This is a genomic window from Actinoplanes sp. NPDC004185 (genome assembly GCF_053603475.1).
This window is the reverse complement of sequence record NZ_JBSGFR010000004.1, coordinates 42,398-63,971: the sequence shown is the minus strand read 5'-3', so window position 1 is coordinate 63,971 and position 21,574 is coordinate 42,398. Positions and strand designations below refer to the sequence as shown.

Annotated in this window: 15 protein-coding genes and 1 pseudogene; 4 read left to right on the top strand and 12 right to left on the bottom strand. The window is 69.9% G+C overall.

Annotated features, from left to right (window positions below; translation table 11 throughout):
• Positions 1 to 2,018 precede the first annotated feature (2,018 nt).
• Positions 2,019 to 2,414 (top strand): annotated as a pseudogene (locus ACWEOZ_RS05525) (hypothetical protein); the annotation flags it as partial.
• Between the two features lie 3,549 nt (positions 2,415 to 5,963).
• On the opposite strand, the gene ACWEOZ_RS05520 reads toward ACWEOZ_RS05525, so the two are convergent.
• Positions 5,964 to 6,935: a D-alanine--D-alanine ligase family protein gene (locus tag ACWEOZ_RS05520; RefSeq protein ID WP_451909554.1), complete on the bottom strand. Its 972-nt coding sequence runs from the start codon at positions 6,933 to 6,935 to the stop codon at positions 5,964 to 5,966.
• Positions 6,932 to 8,233, bottom strand: coding sequence for an aminotransferase-like domain-containing protein (locus tag ACWEOZ_RS05515; protein ID WP_451909553.1), 1,302 nt, complete (start codon positions 8,231 to 8,233; stop codon positions 6,932 to 6,934). The genes ACWEOZ_RS05520 and ACWEOZ_RS05515 overlap by 4 nt, the downstream gene beginning before the upstream one ends.
• A 196-nt stretch (positions 8,234 to 8,429) precedes the next feature.
• On the opposite strand from ACWEOZ_RS05515, the gene ACWEOZ_RS05510 reads away from it, so the two are divergent.
• A complete protein-coding gene (locus ACWEOZ_RS05510; protein WP_212987034.1) occupies positions 8,430 to 9,095 on the top strand; it encodes a GNAT family N-acetyltransferase in 666 nt (221 codons plus the stop codon).
• 12 nt (positions 9,096 to 9,107) lie between these two features.
• Here the strand turns inward: ACWEOZ_RS05510 and ACWEOZ_RS05505 are convergent, their stop codons facing one another.
• The 8 genes from ACWEOZ_RS05505 to ACWEOZ_RS05470 form a co-directional block, all read right to left on the bottom strand.
• Complete coding sequence (locus ACWEOZ_RS05505) at positions 9,108 to 10,259, bottom strand: N-acetylmuramoyl-L-alanine amidase (RefSeq protein WP_451909552.1); 1,152 nt, start codon at positions 10,257 to 10,259, stop codon at positions 9,108 to 9,110.
• A 134-nt stretch (positions 10,260 to 10,393) separates the two neighbouring features.
• Entirely contained in the window at positions 10,394 to 10,717 is a 324-nt protein-coding gene (trxA, locus tag ACWEOZ_RS05500) for a thioredoxin (protein WP_451909551.1), read from the bottom strand.
• Positions 10,718 to 10,733: 16 nt separating this feature from the next.
• Positions 10,734 to 11,693, bottom strand: a complete 960-nt coding sequence (trxB, locus tag ACWEOZ_RS05495; protein WP_451909550.1) for a thioredoxin-disulfide reductase — start codon at positions 11,691 to 11,693, stop codon at positions 10,734 to 10,736.
• 145 nt (positions 11,694 to 11,838) lie between these two features.
• On the bottom strand, positions 11,839 to 12,810 hold the full coding sequence (locus tag ACWEOZ_RS05490; RefSeq protein ID WP_451909549.1) for a hypothetical protein: 972 nt from the start codon (positions 12,808 to 12,810) through the stop codon (positions 11,839 to 11,841).
• Positions 12,807 to 13,565, bottom strand: coding sequence for an RNA polymerase sigma factor SigM (sigM, locus tag ACWEOZ_RS05485; protein ID WP_451909548.1), 759 nt, complete (start codon positions 13,563 to 13,565; stop codon positions 12,807 to 12,809). The genes ACWEOZ_RS05490 and sigM overlap by 4 nt, the downstream gene beginning before the upstream one ends.
• 44 nt (positions 13,566 to 13,609) lie before the next feature.
• Complete coding sequence (locus ACWEOZ_RS05480) at positions 13,610 to 15,151, bottom strand: protein kinase family protein (protein ID WP_451909547.1); 1,542 nt, start codon at positions 15,149 to 15,151, stop codon at positions 13,610 to 13,612.
• A 176-nt stretch (positions 15,152 to 15,327) separates the two neighbouring features.
• On the bottom strand, positions 15,328 to 17,094 hold the full coding sequence (gene murJ / locus ACWEOZ_RS05475) for a murein biosynthesis integral membrane protein MurJ (RefSeq protein ID WP_451909546.1): 1,767 nt from the start codon (positions 17,092 to 17,094) through the stop codon (positions 15,328 to 15,330).
• Between the two features lie 51 nt (positions 17,095 to 17,145).
• Positions 17,146 to 18,045 carry a hypothetical protein gene (locus ACWEOZ_RS05470; protein WP_451909545.1) on the bottom strand — a complete coding sequence of 300 codons (900 nt, stop codon included), beginning with the start codon at positions 18,043 to 18,045 and terminating at the stop codon, positions 17,146 to 17,148.
• Positions 18,046 to 18,114: 69 nt separating this feature from the next.
• Here ACWEOZ_RS05470 and ACWEOZ_RS05465 point away from each other — a divergent pair, with 69 nt between their 5' ends.
• Together ACWEOZ_RS05465 and ACWEOZ_RS05460 are read left to right on the top strand one after the other, a co-directional pair.
• Positions 18,115 to 19,545, top strand: coding sequence for a CCA tRNA nucleotidyltransferase (locus ACWEOZ_RS05465; protein WP_451909544.1), 1,431 nt, complete (start codon positions 18,115 to 18,117; stop codon positions 19,543 to 19,545).
• A gap of 30 nt (positions 19,546 to 19,575) precedes the next feature.
• The gene (locus tag ACWEOZ_RS05460; protein ID WP_433723341.1) at positions 19,576 to 20,034 is read left to right on the top strand and encodes a methylated-DNA--[protein]-cysteine S-methyltransferase; all 459 of its coding nucleotides are present in this window, start codon (positions 19,576 to 19,578) and stop codon (positions 20,032 to 20,034) included.
• Positions 20,035 to 20,050: 16 nt separating this feature from the next.
• On the opposite strand, the gene ACWEOZ_RS05455 is transcribed toward ACWEOZ_RS05460, so the two are convergent.
• Both ACWEOZ_RS05455 and ACWEOZ_RS05450 read right to left on the bottom strand, forming a co-directional pair.
• Complete coding sequence (locus ACWEOZ_RS05455) at positions 20,051 to 20,248, bottom strand: hypothetical protein (protein WP_451909543.1); 198 nt, start codon at positions 20,246 to 20,248, stop codon at positions 20,051 to 20,053.
• 238 nt (positions 20,249 to 20,486) lie between these two features.
• Positions 20,487 to 21,566 (bottom strand): inositol-3-phosphate synthase, encoded by a 1,080-nt coding sequence (locus ACWEOZ_RS05450; RefSeq protein ID WP_451909718.1) that lies wholly within the window; start codon positions 21,564 to 21,566, stop codon positions 20,487 to 20,489.
• Positions 21,567 to 21,574 lie beyond the last annotated feature (8 nt).

Below are 21,574 nucleotides of genomic sequence, written 5' to 3'. Positions count from 1 at the left end.
AGTGTCGAGACTCTAGGGACTGCCACGGGCAATGATGCTCCGTCGCGCCCGCAACTGCGCAGCAGTATTGATCTAGCAAAGGACTGCGGCCCTCAGCGCTGAGTAGCTCTCGGAGCGATCGGAAAGTCGGAGCCATCTGTGGTGGATCGGCAAGCGCCTCATTACGATCGTCGGCAGCCCGTCTGTGCCCATATCTGTGCCGGAGCCAGTACCAGAGCCGAGCCAGTGGCAGAGCCCCAGCCAGAGTCAGCGCTGGAGCCCAGCCAGAGTCAGAGCCGGAGCCACAGCCAGAGTCCGAGCAGGAGCCACAGCCAGAGCGGAGCCGGAGCTAGCTACAGAGCCAGATCCGGTGCCAGAGGCAGCGGCGGAATCAGGGTGACGCGTGGGGCGGAGTCAGACACGGCCACGGCCCGGCAGAGGCCGGACTTGGGATAAGGCCGGATTGCCGCCTGAGCTGGTTTGGGGTTGCAAGTGCACCGGTCGGCCGGGATCAGAGGTGCATCGCAACCTGATTCAGCCCACCTTCTTGGAACGGCGTTTCACGTGAAACGCCGTACCGCGCGCCTCCTGATAGATCCGATCTGGGGCCCGGCGGCGGCTGCGCGCCTTCGCCACCTCCGTCGCCAGCCGGGCCCCAGCCCCGGTCTACCGGTGCTGTGGCACCTCGTGTGGCTCCGCCTCGCGAGCCCTCCGCGAATCCCGGCAGTCAGCCAGGCGCTTGCCCGCGCGCCGAGGCTCATGACTCAGTCGCTGACAATAGCGATCAGCCACCCGGCGAGGCTCCAGGGGCGAAGGACCATTGCGGTCTCACAGGCCTCAACCTGACCACTCGGCCCCTTCACCAAGACTCAGGCCCCTGGCTCCGCGATGGAGGCCGATACAAGAGGCCGACCAAGTCTCACGACAACATCCGGGGCGAGGATTGATCGTTGGCGGCGGCGTCCCTCGCCAGAGGTCTTCGCACTATGCCAGTCGAAGCCAGCCATACCCGGCTCAGACTTCGCTCCCGGATTGGCAGGGCCCAGCAACTTCCCGACACGGCGATACCCAGTCACCTCCCGTCCTGAACGCGAGGACGCAAGCATGAAGGCCGGCGGTACATGTCCCAGCCAAGGCCGGCGTTCCATGAGGTAAGCGAGGGATGCAACGCAGGCGAGACCCTGCCACTCATCATCTGGTGACCCAGCCCCGGCCAACCGGCTCCGCGGAGCCACCGCATGCTCAAGACGCCAAGTCCCACCCCAACCACCCAGAAGCCCGCAACCCGGCTCCAGCGGTGCCCGCTAAGGGATCGGAACGACCCCAGCCGGGCCTACGCCCAAAGTCCAGAACGCTAATCCGACTCCAGCCGTTTCACGTGAAACGGCGACCGCAGTCTTCGGCCAACGTTCTCCAAGCTGGTCCTCACCGAACTCCAACCAAAGACCCAGACGCCGCCCCAACTACCAACCAAGATCGCCCACCTCAGATCGGCAAACGGCAGTATCCACAACCTGTGCGCAGAGACTGTTGACGACGCTCCCCGTGGCCGTTTCACGTGAAACAACTCCGATGGATGACACCCTTTCCACCGCTGTATCCACAGGGGGTGAACGCGTTCTACGTCGTGTTTCACGTGAAACCGGCCTGCCTGTGGATAACTTCTGTGGATAACTTCCGGCGTAGCGCCGAGCCCACCGAAGGTGACCGACGTCGACGTTCTGAGGACTGTCTGAACGGGTGAGGGAGCATCGGCGGGTTCGCCGGAAATTGACCCGGGACAGTGCCCGGTGAGCTGGGCTAGGGTCACCCTCGTGCCTCAGAACCCCCCGCCGCTTCCCGACTTCACACGCTGGCCTTCCTTCCCGTTCGAAGGCGACATGCGGGTCAAGCCCCTTGCCGAGCCGGTCGACGTCGAGCCCCCACGAAGCGGCGAGGACGCCGAAGACTGCGTCGCTTGCAGTACCCCCGACGACGCGTACATCTGGGTCAGTGAGAGATGGCGCGTCCGCGGCATGGACCGGCCCACCGGCCTGCCCATGGTCTTGATCCTCGAGTGCCGCTCGCACCTCGACATCGGCGATCTGCCGAACCTGCTGGCCGCGGAACTCGGCGTGATGACTGTCCGGCTCGAACGAGCGATCCGCTCCCTCGACGGCGTCGCCCGCGTCCACGTGAACCGCTGGGGCGACGGCTCGGCGCACCTGCACATGTGGTTCCTGGCCCGGCCCTACGGCCGGCTGCAGCTCCGCGGCACATTCCTGTCGCTCTGGGACGACATCCTGCCGGTCATCCCCGAGGAGCAGTGGCTCGAAAACCTCGCGCTCGTGGCGGAATGGCTCGCCGGCTTCGGCGGCCGCGCCATCGCCGAACCTCCCCACATCCACTGGCAGTCGCCATCCACGTTCGGCAACGAACCAACAATCACCACGGACACGCAACCGCCGACCCCCACGGACTCCCCGTCCGCTGGTTTCACGTGGAACAACGCAACTCCCGAAAACCAAAAGCCCTCACCCGACCCTGCAACAGCCGCGCCATCCGACGGCGCATCGCCCACCAGCACCCCGCCCACACAGCCGGCGCCCGCCACCTCCGAAACCGCCGCCGCACCAGTGGCCTCCACGTCCGGCATCCCGACCTTGGAAGGCGCCGCGTCCGAGGCAGCTGGCCGCAGCGACCCCACCTCGGTCAGCGCCGAAACCCGAGACCTCTCCTCCTACGCGATCCACCCGACGGCCACCTCAAGCGCCGACACAACCACCCCGTCGACCCAAGCCGCCAACTCGTCAGGCACCGCCTCCGTCAGCGGCGCCACCCCCTCGCCCGACAGCACCCCCGAAACCCCGAGCGCAAGCCCACCGGCTTCCGCCGACCTCGCCGGTCCCCCATCGACCGACGCATCCGGTACGGGCACAGCGCCAACAACCGCAAGCACCCCCGCCCCGCCGGCAACGAGCAACCCCACCCTCGACCCCCACAACACCGACGACGGCGTCGGCCAAGCACCGCAGTCCCACACAAGCTCAGCCCCCTCAATCCCGTCCCAGCCCGACGCGAAGACCGCCAACGCCTCGGAGCACCCCGACCGCCGCGCGGCCATTCCGCCGCAATCCACAACCACCACAGACACCCCCGCGACGCCCGAGGCCGCCCCGTCCCACTGAAGCCGCGCCCAGCGCCGACCCCCGAACGGTCAGGCGCGAAGGCGTCGTCGTAGCGCCAACTCTTCGCCAGTCGCGTCGTAGGCAGACGTGGCCAGCCAACGACGCGAAGCACGTCGACCGCCGTGACAATCCGGTGGTTGCTCGAACCGTCGCTATAGATCGGCAAGGCCGGCGGTGCGCATCAGTCCCCCCTCGCGGCGGTCCGGAATGCTCCGTAGGCCAACCCCTGATCGGCCTGATGGACCCGGCGCTCAAAGCGGCTATCCACCCAAGGCGGCCTGCCCGACAGCAGTCACTCCAACCTGAACTGCGAGTCGGCCCGGTAGCGCGGCGCCCGTCGAGCAGCCCGCTTTGCCAACAGCAAGGCGCCTCTGCAGGTGGTGATTGTGGTTTCCGGCCACGGGTCCTACGTAGTTGGAGCTCAGGTCTTCGGCCCGGGTGTGCGCTCCGCGGAGTGCAGGACATGTGCCCGACTCACGCCGGCTCAGCGTCCTGACGCGCCACCGCGGTCAGCATGTTGGCCACGCTGGTATGGCTCGTCCCGCCCGGAGTCCTTGGCCGATCGACGCCAGCCGGTAGCTGGCATAGACCCGACACCGGCCTCGGCCCGATACGTTGCCGCCTCGGTTCGGCAACGGCCAAACCTCGGCTCTTTTCCCAACCGACCTGGCATGAAGGCGTGCCTCTCGCCACGGTCCGTTACCTGATCCAAGCTTGCTGATCCGCCGACATGCCTTCCCAGACTGCGCCCTGGCCTTGATGTCGTCCCGGGTATCGGCGGCGCACTAGCCGCCAGCCCTCGCAACGGCCGCTGTTCACAGCCTCGGTCGCGGGCTCGATCATGCGCGCGTGCGGGCACGATCCCAGCCGGGACGGCAGCCCGAGCGGCACGGCGCCCAACTCATTCCCATCGGATCCCGGCCCCAACGCCTCATCCCCGGCTCGGCATTAGCCTTCGCCCGGGCTCGCCGACAGGTCCGGCCCGCATCTCCCACTGCATGGCTTCGGATCTCGACCGCACCCCGACCGCAGCCACGGCCTCCGGCCCGACCCTGGCCACCTCCGGCCTCCGGTCCCGATCACGCCCGATCCCGGCGCCCTCCGATCCTGGCCACGCTCGACTCCGGCGACTTACAAGCCCGGCGATCTCCGGTCCCGGTCACGCTCGAGTCCGGTGACCTCCGAGCCGGGCGATCTCCGAGTCTGGCGACCTCCGGTCCCGGCAATCTCCGGTCCCGGTCATACTCGAGTCCCGTGACCTCCGAGTCCGCGACCTGCGGTCCCGGTCACGCTCGAGTCCCGTGACCTCCGAGTCTGGTGACCCCCGAGTCCGGCGACCTACGGTCCCGGTCACGCTCGAGTCCGGCGACCTCGGAGTCCGGCGACCTCCGATCCTGGCCATTTCCGATCCCGGTCACCTCCAAGCCGGCCACCGCGATCTCGCCGCCCAGGCCCTTGCCGCGCAGACCTTTGCACCGAGTCGGGTCGCGACTCCGGCTTCATCTACCGCGGGCTCGGACTCGACCTCAGCCCAATCCAGCGCCAGCCGGTCGTGGCGTAGCCTCCATCTGCCGCGCCGCGCCGCGATCTCGGCCGCGCCTCAGAACCCGGCTTGAGCAGAGTCCGGCCTCGGCCCGCCCCCGGCCGCCAGCCTGCTCTGCTCAACCCGACATCAGTTCGGCTCGTCGACTTCGCGGCCCGGCCCTCGACCCTCGGTTCCCGGCCGCGGCTCACCGCCGGCTCTACACCGGCCGCATCCCCGGCGTTGAGCCTGCCGCCGCCGTGGCTCCGACTCAGTCTTCGGTCGCGGACCCCACAGTTCGACCCCTAGTCCTTCGCTTGCGACGTGCGGCCGACGCCGCCTTAGGCCCTGGCACCGAGTCAGCCCTCGGCCGGCTCGCGGCTAGACCTCGGCCCCGGCTTGCGGTCAGACCGACCCGGTCCTTGAGGGCCGAACCTAAATCTCGCCGCTGCCACGGGTCGAGGGTAGACCGTTGGTCCCGCCCCGCAACTGTCCACGATCTGATCCTGAAGAGCGTCTGCCAAAGACCTAGCCCTCGGTCAAAGGGCGCCCTCGACGAAAGACCCGGCTCTCGGCCGAACACCCGGGTCAGGTCGAGCTGGGCACTTGGCCCGAGCCTCGCTCGAACCAAACCAAACGAGAGCCACCCACGCCCAGACCGAAACCAGCTGAGACCCAGCCCAGACCAGACCAGACCAGACCCGACCAGGTCGAGGCCCTCGGCCGCTGACTCAGTCAGGTCCGCGTCCTCTATCTCAGCTCTGATGTCGGCTTCGGCTCAGACACTGTGCGGATCGACGGTTTGAGTGCAGGTCCTACAGCCCGGTCAGCATCCGGCCTACCGAGCATTCCGGACCGCCGCGAGGGGACGCCGGTCTGCACCGCACCTTGTCGACCCACCGCACCAGCTCAAGCAGCCACCGAGCTTGTCACCGCGGTCGACATCCTTCACAGAGCGACCGACCTACGACGCACTCGGTGGAAGGTCGGCCCTGCGACGACGCCATCGCGCACACCTGCTTCGTCAGCCGCAGCCTCGGCTCCAACCCACACCCGGGATGCGGTCCAACCGCGGCCAATCGCAGACTGTCGCCGCATCCAAGCGCCGCCCAACCATCCGGCCGCCAACCCGCGAGGTCCTCGGCGCAGCCCCAAACAGCGCAGTAGCCACGACCCTCCGCCTAAGCGGAAAGGCCCGGCTCACCCGCCGCCCACAACCAACGGCTCCAAACAATCAGGGTGGCCGCCCGCAATCCCGCGGAACGACCACCCCGACAAAGAACAAAACCCGAAGATCAAGCCCCCCGAGCCACCGCCCGCCCCACCAGCGCCGCCAGCATCTTCCCGAAGTCCAACCCTTCAGCCTGCACAGCCAACGGCAGCAAAGAGGTCTCCGTCATCCCCGGCGAGACATTCACCCCGAGCACATGCGGCCGCCCATCGGAGTCCACGATCAGATCCACCCGAGAAAGATCCCGCAACCCCAAAGCCGCATGCGCCGCCAACGCCGTCTCAGCAACCGCCGCGGCCACAGCACCGGACAACCGCGCGGGCGCATGCCAGGTGGTCAGCCCAGCCGTGTACCGAGCCGCATAGTCGTACACCCCGTTCCGGGGGACGATCTCCACAGCCGGCAATGCTTGCGGCCCGGATCCGAGATCAACCACCGACACCGCCACATCAGTGCCCGGCACGAACGTCTCCACCAGCGCCGTCGAGTCGTACGCGAAGCACCCCACCATCGCCGCCGGCAGCGCCGCAGCCTCCCGGACCACCGCCGCTCCCAGGCCCGACCCGCCCTGCGCCGGTTTCACCATCAACGGCATCCCGAGCCGCTGAGCGATCCGGTCCAGCACCGCCACCGCGCCCAGCTCCGAGAACCGGTCGTGCGGCAGCGCCACCCAGTCCGGTGTGGGGATGCCCGCGTCGCGGAGCATCGACTTCGCGGTCGGCTTGTCCCAGGCGAGCCGGGCCGCGCGCGCGTCGCAGCCCACGTACGGGATGCCACACAGATCCAGCACCCCGCGCAGCGACCCGTCCTCCCCCGTCGCCCCGTGCAGCGCGATCACGACCGCGTCCGGCGGGTCCTCGCTCAGCGTCGGCAGCAGTGACACATCGGCGTCACGCATCTCCGCGGACAGGCCGGCCGCGCGCAGGGCGTCCAGCACCCGGCGGCCTGAGCGCAGCGACACGTCCCGTTCGTAGGACAGGCCGCCGGCCAACACCAGGACGTGCGTTTCTGATGGCGTACCCATGGTGTTGATCATGCCAAGTCCGGGCCGGGGGTGTCCGCGCCGGCGTGGCCACGACGCCGCGCCGGGGTTGTCGGTCCGAAGACCGCGCGCATCGCCAGCTCCTGCTCCATCACGCCGGCCAGCCGGCGCACGCCCTCGCGGATGCGCTCCGGAGGCGGGAACGAGAAATTGAGCCGCAGGTTGGTGCTGCCGGTGCCGTCGGCGTAGAAGCCCGTGCCCGGCACGTAGGCGACGCGGGCCGCGATCGCCCGCGGCATCATCGCCTTCGAATCGAGGCCGTCCGGCAGCGTGGCCCAGACGAACAGGCCACCCTCCGGCCGGGTCCAGGTCGTGCCGGCCGGCATCAGATCACGCAGCGCGTCGAGCAGCGCATCGCGACGCTCGCGGTAGATCTCGCGGTACGTCTTGATCTGCTCGCGCCACGGCATGGTCGACAGATACTGCGTCACGGCGCCCTGCGCGAACGCGCTCGGGCACAGGATGTTCGCCTCGCTGGCCATCACCAGCTTTTCCCGTACGGCATGAGGGGCCAGCACCCAGCCCACCCGCAGCCCGGGCGCGAACGTCTTGGAGAACGTGCTGACGTAGATGATGCCCTCGCGCCGGCGGGCCCGCAGGGGCCGCGGCGCCTCGCCGGCAAAACTGAGCATCCCGTACGGGTCGTCCTCGACCACCAGCATCCCGTGCCGTTCGCAGATGTCGAGGATCTCGTCGCGGCGGGCGTCGGTGAGCGTGACACCGGCCGGGTTCTGGTACGTCGGGATCGTGTAGAGGAACTTCGCCCGCCCGCCGGCCTCGACGATGGCCTGTTCGAGCGCGGCGGGCACCAGACCGTCGGCGTCCATGGCCACGTGCCGCACCTGTGCCTGGGCAGCCTGGAACACGCCGAGTGCGCCGACGTAGGTCGGCCCCTCGGCGAGCACCATGTCACCCGGGTCCAGGAACAGCCGTGCCACCAGATCGAGGCCCTGCTGGCCGCCGACGGTCACGACCACGTCGTCCGGGGACGCCCCGACGGACGCGTCGATGCCGGACAGGCTCATGACCTCACAGATGCGTTCGCGTAGCTCGATCGTGCCCTGGCCGATGCCGTACTGCAGGCTCGTCGTGCCCAGCTCGCTCGCAAGCCGGCCCATCATCTCCCCGACCGCGTCCAGTGGCAGCGCCGCGATGTACGGCGACCCACCGGCCAGCGACACCACCTCGGGCCGGCTCGCCACGGCGAACAGGGCGCGGATCTCGGAGGTCGTCATCCCGCGGACCCGCCGCGCGTACCGATCTGTGTAGTCGTCCTGGGTCGTGCCGGTCATGCGGCTCACCTCGATAAATCGCTGGTCACATCGGCGTCCATGCTAAAGGTCGGACGCATGGGGCCGCCTGCGGTTAACGACCGTTACGCTCCCGTTCAAGGCCATTGCGGCGTAGTATCCGTGCGGGGGCGCGGACGAGCACGTGAACAGGACCGTGCTTCGAGTCCGAAAATTGTCGATTCTCAAGGGGTCCCGCATGTCGCGACGCCTGGTCAACCTGACTCTCGACACGCTCGAGGATCTGCCCCGGCCCTGCCGCCAGTGCGTCTACTGGGAGCTCGATCCGGTCTCCGCGGAGCGTGCCTGCGCCTCCGGCGATCCGGGCCTCGAGAAGGAAGCCTGGGTTTCACAGACCCTCCTCGAATGGGGGAGCTGCGGAAAGCTGGCCTACGTCGACGGGATGCCCGCCGGTTACGTCATGTACGCCCCGCCGGCGTACGTGCCGCGGTCCATGGCCTTCCCCACCTCACCCGTCTCGGCGGACGCGGCGCTGCTGATGACCGCGCACGTGGTGGCGGCGTTCGCGGGCGGCGGCCTGGGCCGGATGCTCGTCCAGGGGGTCGCGCGTGACCTCACCAAGCGCGGCGTGAAGGCCATCGAGGCGTTCGGCGACGCGAAGTTCGGTGAGGCGGGCGACGGCGAGGAAGGCTGCGTCGCCCCGGTCGACTTCTTCCTGTCGGTCGGCTTCAAGACCGTCCGCCCGCACCCGCGCTATCCGCGGCTGCGGCTGGAACTGCGGACGGCCCTGTCGTGGAAGTCCGACGTCGAGTACGCGCTGGAGAAGCTCCTCGGCTCGATGAGCCCGGAGACGCTGCTGCGGCCGGTGCGTCCCGCAGCTGCCACCCGCTCCACCCCGAACTGACCGGCAGGCCGGCTAGGCGTTGCGGGAGGCCAGCGCCAGCCGCAGCTGCCGCACGTCGATCGACCCCGTCGGCACGTCGGCCTCGACGGGGAAGTACATGCGCTGGACCGCGGCCAGGATCGCCTCGACGACCTGCTCCCGGAAGGCCGGGTCGACGAGCCGTTCCCGGTCGGTCGGCGAGGTCAGATAGCCCAGGTCCACCCGGACGGCCGGCATCCGGGTCAGCCGGAGCAGCTCCCAGGTCTTGGCGTGGATCCGGCAGTCGCGCATGCCGGTGCGTACGACGATCTCGCGCTGCACCAGGTTGGCCAGCCGCTCCCCCACCGTCGAGGTGAGGCCGTTGCCGGTGCCGTAGTGGTACGTCGCCACGCCGTCCGCGGCCGGGCTCTCCTGGCCGTCCAGGTGCAGCGAGATGAACAGGTCGGCGCCGAGGCTGTTGGCCAGGGCGGCCCGCTCCTGACTCGTCATCGGCTGCACCGGGGACGGGCCGCGGGTCAGGTGCACGCGCATGCCGGCGGCGAGCAGCCGGCCCTCGAGCCGGTTGGCGAGGTCGAAGACCAGGTCGGCCTCGGTCCACCGCAGCTGCCCGTCCGGCACGACCACGCCCAGGTCCTCGGCGCCGCCGTGGCCCGGGTCGATCACGATGGTCTTGCCCACGAGGCTGGAGCCGGACTGGCGGAACGCCTCGGCCTCGCGCAGCCACTGCGGGCGGCCACCGACGACCTTGCGGCCGAGCCGGCGCAGCGCCTTCATGGTCTGCGGGCCGCAGGAGCCGTCCGGGGTCAGCCCGACCTCACGCTGGAACTGGGCCACGGCACGGGCGGTGCGCGGACCGTAGATGGCGTCGGCGCGGCCGCTGTCGAAACCCATCTCCAGGAGCCGCTCCTGCAGCGCCCGGACGTCCTCGCCGACCAGCGACGTCGGCACCGAGTGGTAGAGGGTGCGGGCGCCGAGCTTCCAGCGCGCGCCGTCGAGGGCCTGCCAGGTCTCGGGGCCGACCAGCCCGTCGACGCCGATGCCGCGGCTCTGCTGGAAGGCCCGTACGGCGTTCTCGGTGGCCTCGTCGAAGGTGTCGGCGACCGCCGGCAGCAACTCCAGGCCTACCAGGATCGACTGGATCTCCTCGACGGCCGGTCCGGTGTCTCCACGTCGGATCGAACGCACGCGCGGCTCCCTAACGACTGGGGGGAAGAGCAGAGGGCAACTTACGGAGCGTACTCCTGGGCACGGGCCCGCGATGAGTCACGGCAAAGGGCAACGCCCCGCATCCAGCTGGATGCGGGGCGTTGTGAGACGACTCAGAGAGCTGACTCGATGAAGTTGACGAGGGCGCCCTTGGGCTTGGCCCCGGCGACGGAGTTGACCGCCTCGCCGCCCTTGAACATGGTCAGCGTCGGGACGGACATCACCCGGTAGGCGCGGGCGGTCTCCGGGTTCTCGTCGATATTGACCTTGACGATCTGGACCCGGTCGCCCATCTCGTTGGCGATCTCGGCGAGCAGCGGGTCGACCTTCTTGCAGGGCGCGCACCACTCCGCCCAGAAGTCGACCAGCACCGGCTTGTCGGACTGCAGCACGTCGGTCACGAACGAGGCGTCGGTGACGGCCTTGGTTGCTCCCACGGAAAACCCTCCTGAATTACAGCTCTACGAACGAGGCGATGAAGCGTTCCGCGTCGAGCGCGGCGGCGCAACCGGTGCCGGAGGCCGTGATGGCCTGGCGGTAGGTGTGGTCGACGAGGTCGCCGGCGGCGAACACGCCTGGAACGTTGGTGCGGGTGCTCGGGTGGTCGACCTTGACGTAGCCCTCGTCGTCCATCTCGACCTGACCCTTGAACAGCTCGCTGCGCGGGTCGTGGCCGATGGCGACGAACACGCCGGTCACGTCCAGCACCTTGGTCTCGCCGGTCTCCACGTTACGGAGCCGGGCGCCGGCCACCTTGCCGTCGTCACCGAGGATCTCCTCGACGACGGTGTTCCACTCGACCTTGATCTTCGGGTTGTTCCGGGCGCGCAGCGCCATCACCTTGCTGGCGCGGAACGAGTCACGGCGGTGCACGATCGTCACGGTCTCGGCGAAGCGGGTGAGGAAGGTCGCCTCCTCCATCGCGGAGTCACCGCCGCCGACCACGATGATGTGCTGGTTGCGGAAGAAGAAGCCGTCACAGGTGGCACACGAGGAGACGCCGTGGCCGAGCAGCTCCTGCTCACCGGGCACACCCAGCGGGCGCCACGCCGAACCGGTCGACAGGATCACCGCGCGGGCGAAGTATTCCTTCTCGCCTACCCAGACCGTCTTCAGCCCTTCGGTGCCCGGCTCGGTCGGCTTGTCGCCCAGCTCGACGCGGGTCACGTCATCGGTGATGAACTCGGCGCCGAACTTCTCGGCCTGCTTACGCATGTTGTCCATCAGCTCGGGACCCATGATCCCGTCCGGGTGACCCGGGAAGTTCTCCACCTCGGTGGTCGTCATCAGCGCGCCACCGGACTGCACACCCTCGATGACCAGAGGCTTGAGGTTCGCCCGGGCCGCGTAGAGCGCCGCGGTGTAACCGGACGGACCCGAGCCGATGATGATCAGGTTTCGGACCTCGTCCACTGCCGACTCCTCAGTCTGGTTTCGCCGGGGACACCGGCGACATCGCATGCTGGAACGTCATCGTATGAGGGCGCATTCCCGCGCGTCACGGCATGTGCCGGAGGGCATAGGTAACCCACCTCACGCCGGGCGGGACGACGTCCGTTCAGCCTACCTTCACCGAAGCGCGGGTGTCCGCGCCGACTCCGCGCGTGCCGCAGGCCGGACCCACTGCCCACACCCACGACTCACCGTCGGCCACGAACTGCACGATCACGGCCGGTCGGTCGTCGAACCGGGCGTAGTCGATGGTCTGCGGGGTGATCGGACCGACGCCGTGCTGCGCGGCGATGGCTTCGATACACGCGCGCAGCGCATCTTGGGCCTGAAGGCGAGCGAGGGCCGGATCGGACACCGACTCGGCCGATGCCCCGACGTCCGGCACCGCCTTGCGGGTGCCTTTGCCGGGGTCCAGCGCCGGCGGCTGGTCGAGCATCGTCGTCATGCCGGCCGAACCCAGGGTGTCGCGGCGATAGTTGGTGCCCGATCTCACGATCTGGGGCGCGGGGCCCGCCGCGCCGAGCTGCTGACCCGAATTCGCCTGCGGCGCCTCCGCGGCGGAACCGGCGGCCGAGGTGTCGGCGCTGTCCGCGCCGGAGAACTGCTGAAAACCGAAACCCAGGAACGCGAGCACCCCGGCGGCGATCCCGACCGGCGCGGCCCACCGCAGCCGCCGCGCCCGCCTACCCCCGGACCCCGACGGTACGGCGACCAGATGCCGATCAGGCGCAGCACCATCGGTGCCCGGCTCCATACCGTCCGGACCGCCCGTGACACCAGAAGAAACGTCAGCGATCGAAGTGACGGTGCCGCCGCTCTCGTGGGCGGCCGCGGTCAACGCGGAGTCGAGCCGGGCGAAAACCTCGGCGGGCATCGGCTCGGCGACCGAACCCAGCGCCCGCAGCTGACCTGTCACGGTGGCGACCCCGCCGGAGAGCTGCGTGTGGGCCTCGCGCCAGGCCGGATTCTCGGCGATCAGATTGGTGACCAGGAGCTCGTCGGGGGTACCGTCCAGCGCGCCACCGACATAGTCGGCGAGCAGGTCGATGTCGACCTCGCTGAACTCTGCCCCGGTCACTGCTGGTCCCCTCTGTCGGCGACAGACCCGTCACGCGCGGAAAGGTGCGGCGCTGTCGCAGCCGACCCGGATGGGACGCGCGCAGTCGCCCCGCGGTTCCCGGCGTGATCGCCGTCTCCCCTGCCCGCTCCCGCCGGCCCGGGTCCCGGGGTGTCCGAGCCCGTGCGCAAGTGGCCGAGGGCCAGCGCCATGCGCGCCCGCCCGCGGGCGCACCGGCTCTTGATCGTGCCTTCGGCGACCCCGAGGATCTCGGCCGCCTCGATCACCGGATAGCCCTGCACGTCGACCAGCACCAGAGCGGCCCGCTGCTCGACCGGCAAAGCGGCCAGCGCCGCCCGCACCACCAGCGCGGTGTCGTGGTCCTGAATCGGGGCGGCCGGCTCCGGACCGCCGGGTCCGTCGTCCGAGCGGGTGCCGTCGGGCAGCGGGATCGTCGGGTGCGCCTGGCGGCGGCGGATCCGGTCCAGGCAGGCGTTCACCACGATGCGGTGCAGCCAGGTGGTCACCGCGGACTCGCCGCGGAACTTGGCGGCGCCGCGGTGCGCGGACAACAGCGCGTCCTGGACCGCGTCGGCGGCTTCTTCGCGGTCGCCGATCGTGCGCAGCGCCACCGCCCAGAGGCGGTCGCGGTGCCGGCGGATCAGGTCGTTGAAAGCCTGCGGATCCCCGTCGACGTGGGCGCGCAGCAGCTCCGCGTCCGTCCGCCCGGGGTTGTCCGGGGCGGACGGGCCGCTCTGCGCGTCGCCGGAAGTCACGCCCAGCAATCTAGTCGAGGTGGGCGACAGGGTGGGTCACCCCGTCAGTTGCCGTAGACCTCGACCTTGCTGATCTCGGCGCGGTACTTGCCGTCGCTGTCCTTCGGCAACTCGGTGATGAAGACCAGGATGTACTGGTATTTCTGGTTTTCGTCGAAGAGCGGGAACACCGCGTTGTTGCCGTCGGTCTTGGCTGTGTCGCCGTCGCCGAGCTTCTTGTAGTCCTTGACGATCTTCGCGTCGCCCTCGGAATTGTTGCCCGGATCGCTGGTGCCGGTCCGGATGTCCATCGCGATGCCGGGCGACGAGGTCTCGACCCGGACCTCACTGACCGTGCGGGGCGTGCCCAGGTTGATCAGCAGGCCCATGCCGGGCTTGTTGTAGAACTTGGCCTGCAGGAAGCCCGAGGTCTTCCAGACCGTGTCCTTGTCGTCGTCGACGGTGTAGGCGGCCTCACCCTCGTCGGTGCGGTCACCTTCCGGCGGGTCGACGATGCGGACCATGTCGGGGGTGAGGGCGATCTTCTTGGGCGCGGCGGCCGGCGGCTCGTTGTCGGTGTTGCCCGTGCCCGTGTTGCCGCCCGCGGGGTCCTGCGGCGCGGTGTTGGCCTGGGTGGTCGACGGGGTGTCCTCGCCGGACTTGCTGATCGCCTGGATGCCGAAGACCAGCCCGATCACGGCGATGACGACCAGCGCGCCGATGCCGATGACGATCTTGCGGGTGCTGCGGACCGGCTCGGCCGAGGTGCCCTGGGTGAAGCGCAGCGGGCCGACGTCCTCGTAGTCGTCGTCGGCGGAGTCCAGCCGGGCCAGCTCGGCGGTGAGCGCGTCGGCCTCGGGGGACGCGACCCGCTTGTCGAGCAGGTCCATGGTCAGGTCGTCGAGATACGCCGGGACGCCGGCGCGGATCTGCCGGGGCGGGATGACCGCGCCGCTGCTGTCGCGCATCGCGTCGGGCAGCGCCGAGCCCCTGATCTCGGAGTGCGGCCAGTGGCCGGTCAGCGAGAAGTAGAGGATGCCGCCGACCGAGCGCACGTCCGTCTCGGTGCTGTCGGCGGAGTCGGCCCGCGCGTCGGCGAGCACGATCCGGCCGTCGTCGCCGATCAGAGTGGTGCCGGGGTGCACGTTGCCGTGGACCATGCCGGTGGCGTGGACCGCGGCCAGCGCGTCGGCGATGGAGTGGGCGATCGCCGTGGCGCGGGCCGGATCCAGCGGACCCTCCTGCGCGACGAGCTCACGCAGCGCCTCGCCGTCGACCCACTCGCGCACCACGTAGGCCCGGGAGCCCTCGTCGATCGCGTCGTAGACGCCGACCAGGTTGGGGTGGATGACGCGGCTCGCGTCGACCGCTGCCTGCAGCATCTCGGTCGCGGAGTCACCGCCGGGATACCGCAGCACGACGGCTACGGGGCGCCGGAGGATCACGTCTATGCCGCGCCAGACCTGCCGGCCCGCGCTGTCGTTGTTGACGTGTTCCTCGAGCTGGTACCGCTCGGCCAGGATCTCACCGACGGTGGGTGCACCGAAGGTCATGACCGGTCCGGCCTCATCGGCCGCGGTCTCGTGGCCTTCGCCGACCTGGGTCACCCGTCCTCCCTCGGTGGGTCCGCACGTGTCGACCACGACCTTACCCGCCCCGAGCCAGTCACCTACACGTCATCCCCCGCCGCGACACTCGTCCGACAGCTCCCGCCAGGACCGTTTCCGCCGCTCGGAGACGGAAAATTACCTGTTCAGAGATTTATCCACAGGTTTTCCACACGCTAGCGCCCGAGTTTGCGCCGCACCATGCCGACAACCTGGTTGATCTCCCGTACCCGCAGCAGCGCCGCTGTAGCCAGGTAGACGATCATGATCACGCCGCCGGCCGCGACGACCTGAAGTGCGGCTGTCAATCGCCCGGGCGTGTCACCTCCGGGCAGGAGGTGCACGACGAGCAGGCCGGCCGCGGCCGCGACGAAGGCGGCCACGAGCACCTTCAGCAGGGCCTTGGCCACCGAGCCGAGGTTGAGCCGGCCGATCCGGCGGCGCAGCACGGCCAGGGAGATCACCGCCGACAGCAGGTAGGACAGCGCATTCGCGGCGGTCATGCCGGCCGCCGCGAGCGACTCCGACAGCATCCGGGCCAGCACGAAATAGCCGGCGATCCGCAGCAGGACGACGGGCACGTTGATCAGCGCCACCGTCTTGTTGCCCTGCAATGAATAGAAGGCGTAAGTACACAGGTAACTGACAGAGAGCGGGATCACAGCGAACGCCGCCACCACCAGGACCGTGCCCGTGGCGAACGCGTCCTCGTAGGTGAAGGCGCCACCCTGGAACAACGTGACCGCGATGGGCACGCCGAGCACGCCGTACGCGACGGCGATCGGGGCCAGGGCGGTGACCGTCAGGCGGATGCCGCGGCTGAGGTCGGCGCTCACGTCGGCGTAGCGGCCCTCGGCGGCCGCCGCGCTCATCTTGGGCAGCAGCGCGGTCATCACCGAGACGCCGATGATGCCGTGCGCCATCATCGTCAGCAGGTAGACGTTGTTGAAGGCGAGGACGCTGGCGTTGTTCTTGCCCGAGACGCCGTTCAGGACGCGGACCACGACGAAGACGGCGAGCTGGTTGGCGCCGACGTAACAGAGCATCCAGCCGGCCAGCCGGCCCACCTCGCCGAGCCCGAGCGAGCGCGGCGCCCACCGCCACTTCCAGGCGAAGCCCACCTTGCGCAGGGCGGGCAGCAGACCGGCGGCCTGGGCGACCATGCCGAGCAGGGTGCCGCCGGCGATCAGCAGGATCCGCCCCGGCGTCATGTCCTCGGGCCGGAAGCCGTTGGTGGTGCCGAAGACCACGATGAACACGCCGCAGGTGGCGATGACGACGATGTTGTTGAGGATCGGCGCCCACATCGGCGCGGCGAAGTGCCCGCGGACGTTGAGCACCGCGCTGATCATCGCGGACAGGCCGGTGAAGAAGATGATCGGCAGGATCAGCCACGCGAACGCGGTGACCAGGTTCCGGTAGGCGCCCGTGGTGTTGCCGCCGGACTGGATCGTGGTGATCAGCGGCGCGGCCGCCACCACCAGTGCCGTTGCGAGCCCGAGAGTCACGACCGCGAAGGTCAGCAGCCGCTGGGTGAAGAGCAGCCCGCCGTCCGGGTCGGCCTTGCGCCGCCGGACCAGCAACGGGATCAGCACGCTGGAGAGGATGCCGCCGAGCAGCAGCTCGTAGATCTGCCCCGGCAGGAACTGGGCACTGGTGTACGCGTCGCCGATGCCGGCGCCCAGCGTCATGCCGATCAGCATGTTGCGGACGAAGCCGATGATCCGGCTGACCAGGCTGCCGGCCGCCATGATGGCGCTGTTGCCGGCCGTGCTGCCGCCCTCGGTGCCGCCGCCGGTGGGCGGGACGTCCTCCGGCGGCAACGCCTCGTCACCGGCCGCGGTCGGGGCCGAGCCGTCGACGGAGATCAGGATCGCGCCGTCGGACGACTGCGGGTCACCGTCGCTCGCCGCGTGCGCGCTCCGGTACAGGCCGCCGTTCACCAAGACCTCCCCAGGGGTACTGACACACCGTCACCCTAGCCAGGCGGTGCTTCACACGTGACGGCGCAGCAGGCTGCCGGGCAGCGCACCGGCCAGCGTCTCCACCATCCAGCACGCCTCGATCTCCACGATCGGCTCGCTCAGCGCGTCGAGCACGGTGGGGTGGTCACAGCCCGCCTCGGTCAGCACCCCGAGCAGTTCGTTGACCGGACGCAGGTCACCGGTGTCGGCGATGTGCCGCGCCAGCGGCCGGACCTCGGCGTACCACTGCTCCTCGGGCAGCCGGGACAGGCGCTGGGCTGCCCGCCGTACCAGCTCGGCCAGGCCGTCGGCCGGGAAGCGGGAGCCGCCGCGGACCTCGAGCCGTGACTGGGCCGGGGCGGTGTAGGCCGCGACCGCGGCCTCGTCGATCACCCGGGGTGAGGGCGCCGGCGGCTGCGGCCACCAGGCGTCGGCCGCGAAGAGCGGCAGCGGCGCCTGCTCCGGACCGGCGGGCGCGGCCGGTGGTACCTCACGGCGCAGGGACCGGTACGCCGCCTCGCGCACCGCCGCGGCCGCGCTCTCGTCGTCGTCGGCGGTGAGCGGCGCGAACGGCGACAGCAGCGCCACGACCAGCCCCGGATGCGGCAGGGTCGGGTCCTCCAGGGCGATCACCCGGGCGCACAGCTCCAGCTCGTGCCAGCGCAGCGCCGCCGGATACGGCCGGCCCGGCGCGGCCCAGCCGAGCTGCACGGGCTCGCTGCTCGCGGGCTCGCGCAGGCCGAGGGTCTGCTCGCCGGTGACCAGGTCCAGGTCGAGCACCAGGCCGTAGCCGCCGGTGACCGGGAGGCTGACGCGCAGCTCGACCGGGTCGGGATCGGGTAACGCGCCGTCGTGCACCAGCAGGAAGGACCAGAACCGCGGATCCTCACTGAGGCGACGCAGCGCCGCGGAAACGGGCACGTCGTCCATCCTGCCCGCCCGGCGGTTGCGCTGCCCACCGGCCCTGAGCCGAGCCGGGGACGCTACCCTGGTCGTCCCATGTCTGAGTTGAGCCGAGCCCAGCGCAACGCCGTCACGGAGTTGCTGCGCGTCTCCCCCGTCGCCGATGAGCTGGGACGCCGTTTCGGCGCCGCCGGCCATGAGTTGCACCTGGTCGGCGGTTCGGTGCGGGACGCCCTGCTCGGCCGGCTCGGCGACGACCTCGACTTCTGCACCGACGCCCGGCCCGAGCAGACACTGGCCCTGGTCAAGGGCTGGGCGGACGCCATCTGGGAGACGGGCCGCGAGTTCGGCACGATCGGCATCCAGAAGGACGGCCTGCGGCTCGAGATCACCACGTACCGGGCCGAGGCGTACGACGGGGTGACCCGCAACCCGGTCGTGGAGTACGGCGACAACCTCCTCGACGACCTGCGCCGGCGCGACTTCACGATCAACGCGATGGCGGTCAGCCTGCCGGGTCACGTCTTCACCGACCCGTACGGCGGGCTCGAGGACCTGGCCGCCGGGCTCATCCGGACACCGGCGTCGCCCGCGTCGTCGTTCACCGATGATCCACTTCGGATGCTGCGCGCGGCCCGGTTCGCCGCCAAGCTGCGCTTCGCCGTGGACAAGCCGGTCGTCGAGGCAATGACGGAGATGGCCGCCGACCTGGACCGGATCACGGCCGAGCGGATCCGCGACGAGTTCACCAAGCTGCTCTGCGGGCTCGACCCGATCGCCGGGCTGCGCCTGCTGGTCGACACCGGCCTGGCCGACCGGTTCATCCCGGAGATCTCCGGGCTCAAGCTGGAGATCGACGAGCACGCCCAGCACAAGGACGTCTACGAGCACACGCTGATCGTGGTCACCAACGCGATCCGGCTCGAGGGTGACGCCGGGCCGGACTTCGTGCTCCGGATGGCGGCGCTGATGCACGACGTCGGCAAGCCGGCCACCAAGGCGGTCGGCCGTGACGGCCGGGTCAGCTTCCACCACCACGAGGTGGTCGGCGCGCGGCTCACCAAGCAGCGGATGAAGGCCATGAAGTACCCCAAAGACGTCACTTCCCAGGTGGTCGAGCTGGTCGCGCTGCACCTGCGCTTCTACGGGTACGGCCGGGGCGAGTGGACCGACTCGGCGGTGCGGCGCTACGTCACCGACGCCGGCGAGCTGCTGCCCCGGCTGCACAAGCTGACGCGTTCCGACTGCACCACCCGCAACAAGCGCAAGGCGGCGGCGCTGTCCGCGGACTACGACGCGCTCGAGGAGCGGATCGCCCGGATCGCGGCCGAGGAGGACCTGGCCCGGGTCCGGCCGGATCTGGACGGCAACGCGATCATGGAGCTGCTGGGGGTGCCGCCGGGACCGATCGTCGGCCAGGCCTGGCGTTTCCTCAAGGAGCTGCGGCTGGACCGCGGGCCGCTGGACCGCGACGAGGCCGAGGCGGAGCTGCGCCGCTGGGCCCGGGAGCAGGGCCACACCTCCTGACTGTCGTACCCGCGCGGCACAATCGGGGTCATGCAGCTGCTCGTGGACTCCCCCATCGGACCGCTGGGCGTCAGGCTCGACGGTGACGTCGTAGTTGGCGTGCGGTTCGGCGCGACCTCCGGCGAGGCGGCCGAGCATCCGGCCGTGGAGCAGCTCAAGGCTTACTTCGCGGGCGCGCTGACGGACTTCACGGTGCCGGTCGAGCTGCGCGGCGGATCCGACTTCGAGCGGGCCGTGTGGGGGCAGATCGCCGCGATTCCGTACGGCGAGATGCTCACTTACGGCGCGATCGCCACGGCACTGGGTGATCCGGGCGCGGCCCGTGCGGTGGGGACGGCGTGCAACCACAACCCGGTGCCGGTGATCGTGCCGTGCCATCGGGTGGTCGGTGCGGGCGGCAAGCTGACGGGCTTCGGTGGCGGGCTGCCCCGCAAGCGGCAGCTGCTGGAGCTGGAGGCCCGGGTGGCGCTCGAACGCGCCTGGGGCTGAAGTCGGCGGCCCCGGGTCAGGGGTGGCAGGTGCCGTTCGGGTCGGGTGGGCCGGGGCCGTGCATGAGCAGGTTGAGCTGCGGCGCCAGGTTCAGGGCGCAGGTCTCGGCCTGGGCGGCCGCCGCGGACGGCAGCGGGCCACGCCGGGGCAGCAGCGGGCCACGCCGGGGCAGCGGCGGGCCCCGTTCGGCGGCGTCAGCCTCCGCGCTGGTCATCGGCCGCGACGATGCCGAGCTTCACGCGCTGGCCCACAGCGTGACCCTCTCGGACCGTGCTCCGGGCGTACCGGATGGGGTGTTGCCCGGGCGGGCGCAGGCCGTCAGAGACCCGGCGAGGGCGAGCACGACGGCGGCCGTGGTGAGTCGCACATCGATGAGCTTAACGACGACGTGCCGAAGATCACATGAAGAAGGCCGGACCGCAACGCGGTCCGGCCTTTCCTCTGGCGCTGGATCAGCGCTCGATGTCGCCCTTGATGAACGCCTCGACGGCGGCCTTCGCGTCGTGGTCGTTGTACTGCACCGGCGGGGACTTCATGAAGTAGGAGCTCGCCGAGAGGATCGGGCCACCGATGCCGCGGTCCTTGGCGATCTTCGCCGCGCGGACCGCGTCGATGATGACGCCGGCCGAGTTCGGCGAGTCCCACACCTCGAGCTTGAGCTCCGCGTTCAGCGGGGTGTCGCCGAAGCTGCGGCCCTCGAGCCGGATGTAGGCCCACTTGCGGTCGTCGAGCCACGGCACGTGGTCCGACGGGCCGATGTGCACGTCGCTCTTGACCATCTCGTGCGGGATCTGGGAGGTCACCGACTGGGTCTTGGAGATCTTCTTCGACACCAGGCGCTTGCGCTCCAGCATGTTCATGAAGTCCATGTTGCCGCCGAAGTTCAGCTGGTACGTGCGCAGCAGCTCGACCCCGCGGTCCTCGAACAGCTTGGCCAGCGCGCGGTGCACGATCGTCGCACCGACCTGGCTCTTGATGTCGTCGCCGACGATCGGCAGGCCGGCGTCGGTGAACTTCTGCGCCCACGCCGGGTCGGAGGCGATGAAGACCGGCAGGGCGTTGACGAACGCGCAACCGGCGTCGATCGCGGCCTGCGCGTAGAACTTGTCGGCCTCCTCGGAACCCACCGGGAGGTAGGAGACGACGACGTCGACTTCGGCGTCGCGCAGGGCCTTGACGACGTCGACCGGCTCGGCCGACGACTCCTCGACCATCTCGCGGTAGTACGTGCCCAGACCGTCGAAGGTCGGTCCACGCTGGACGGTCACGCCGGTGGGCGCGACGTCGGCCAGCGTGATCGTGTTGTTCTCGCTGGCGACGATCGCCTCGGCCAGGTCCATGCCGACCTTCTTGGCGTCCACATCGAACGCCGCGACGAACTTCACGTCGGACACGTGGTAGTCGCCGAAGGTCACGTGCATGAGACCCGGGACGCGGTCGTTGGGGTCGGCTTCGCGGTAGTACTCCACGCCCTGCACGAGGGACGAGGCGCAGTTACCCACACCGACGATGGCGACGCGGACGGAGCCCATCGCGTTTG

Coding starts and splice junctions, on each gene's coding strand:
- ACWEOZ_RS05520 (WP_451909554.1), bottom strand. CDS start 6,935: ATGATCAACACCATGGGTACGCCATCAGAAACGCACGTCCTGGTGTTG.
- ACWEOZ_RS05515 (WP_451909553.1), bottom strand. CDS start 8,233: ATGACCGGCACGACCCAGGACGACTACACAGATCGGTACGCGCGGCGG.
- ACWEOZ_RS05510 (WP_212987034.1), top strand. CDS start 8,430: ATGTCGCGACGCCTGGTCAACCTGACTCTCGACACGCTCGAGGATCTG.
- ACWEOZ_RS05470 (WP_451909545.1), bottom strand. CDS start 18,045: ATGGACGACGTGCCCGTTTCCGCGGCGCTGCGTCGCCTCAGTGAGGAT.
- ACWEOZ_RS05465 (WP_451909544.1), top strand. CDS start 18,115: ATGTCTGAGTTGAGCCGAGCCCAGCGCAACGCCGTCACGGAGTTGCTG.
- ACWEOZ_RS05460 (WP_433723341.1), top strand. CDS start 19,576: ATGCAGCTGCTCGTGGACTCCCCCATCGGACCGCTGGGCGTCAGGCTC.
- ACWEOZ_RS05455 (WP_451909543.1), bottom strand. CDS start 20,248: ATGACCAGCGCGGAGGCTGACGCCGCCGAACGGGGCCCGCCGCTGCCC.
- ACWEOZ_RS05450 (WP_451909718.1), bottom strand. CDS start 21,566: ATGGGCTCCGTCCGCGTCGCCATCGTCGGTGTGGGTAACTGCGCCTCG.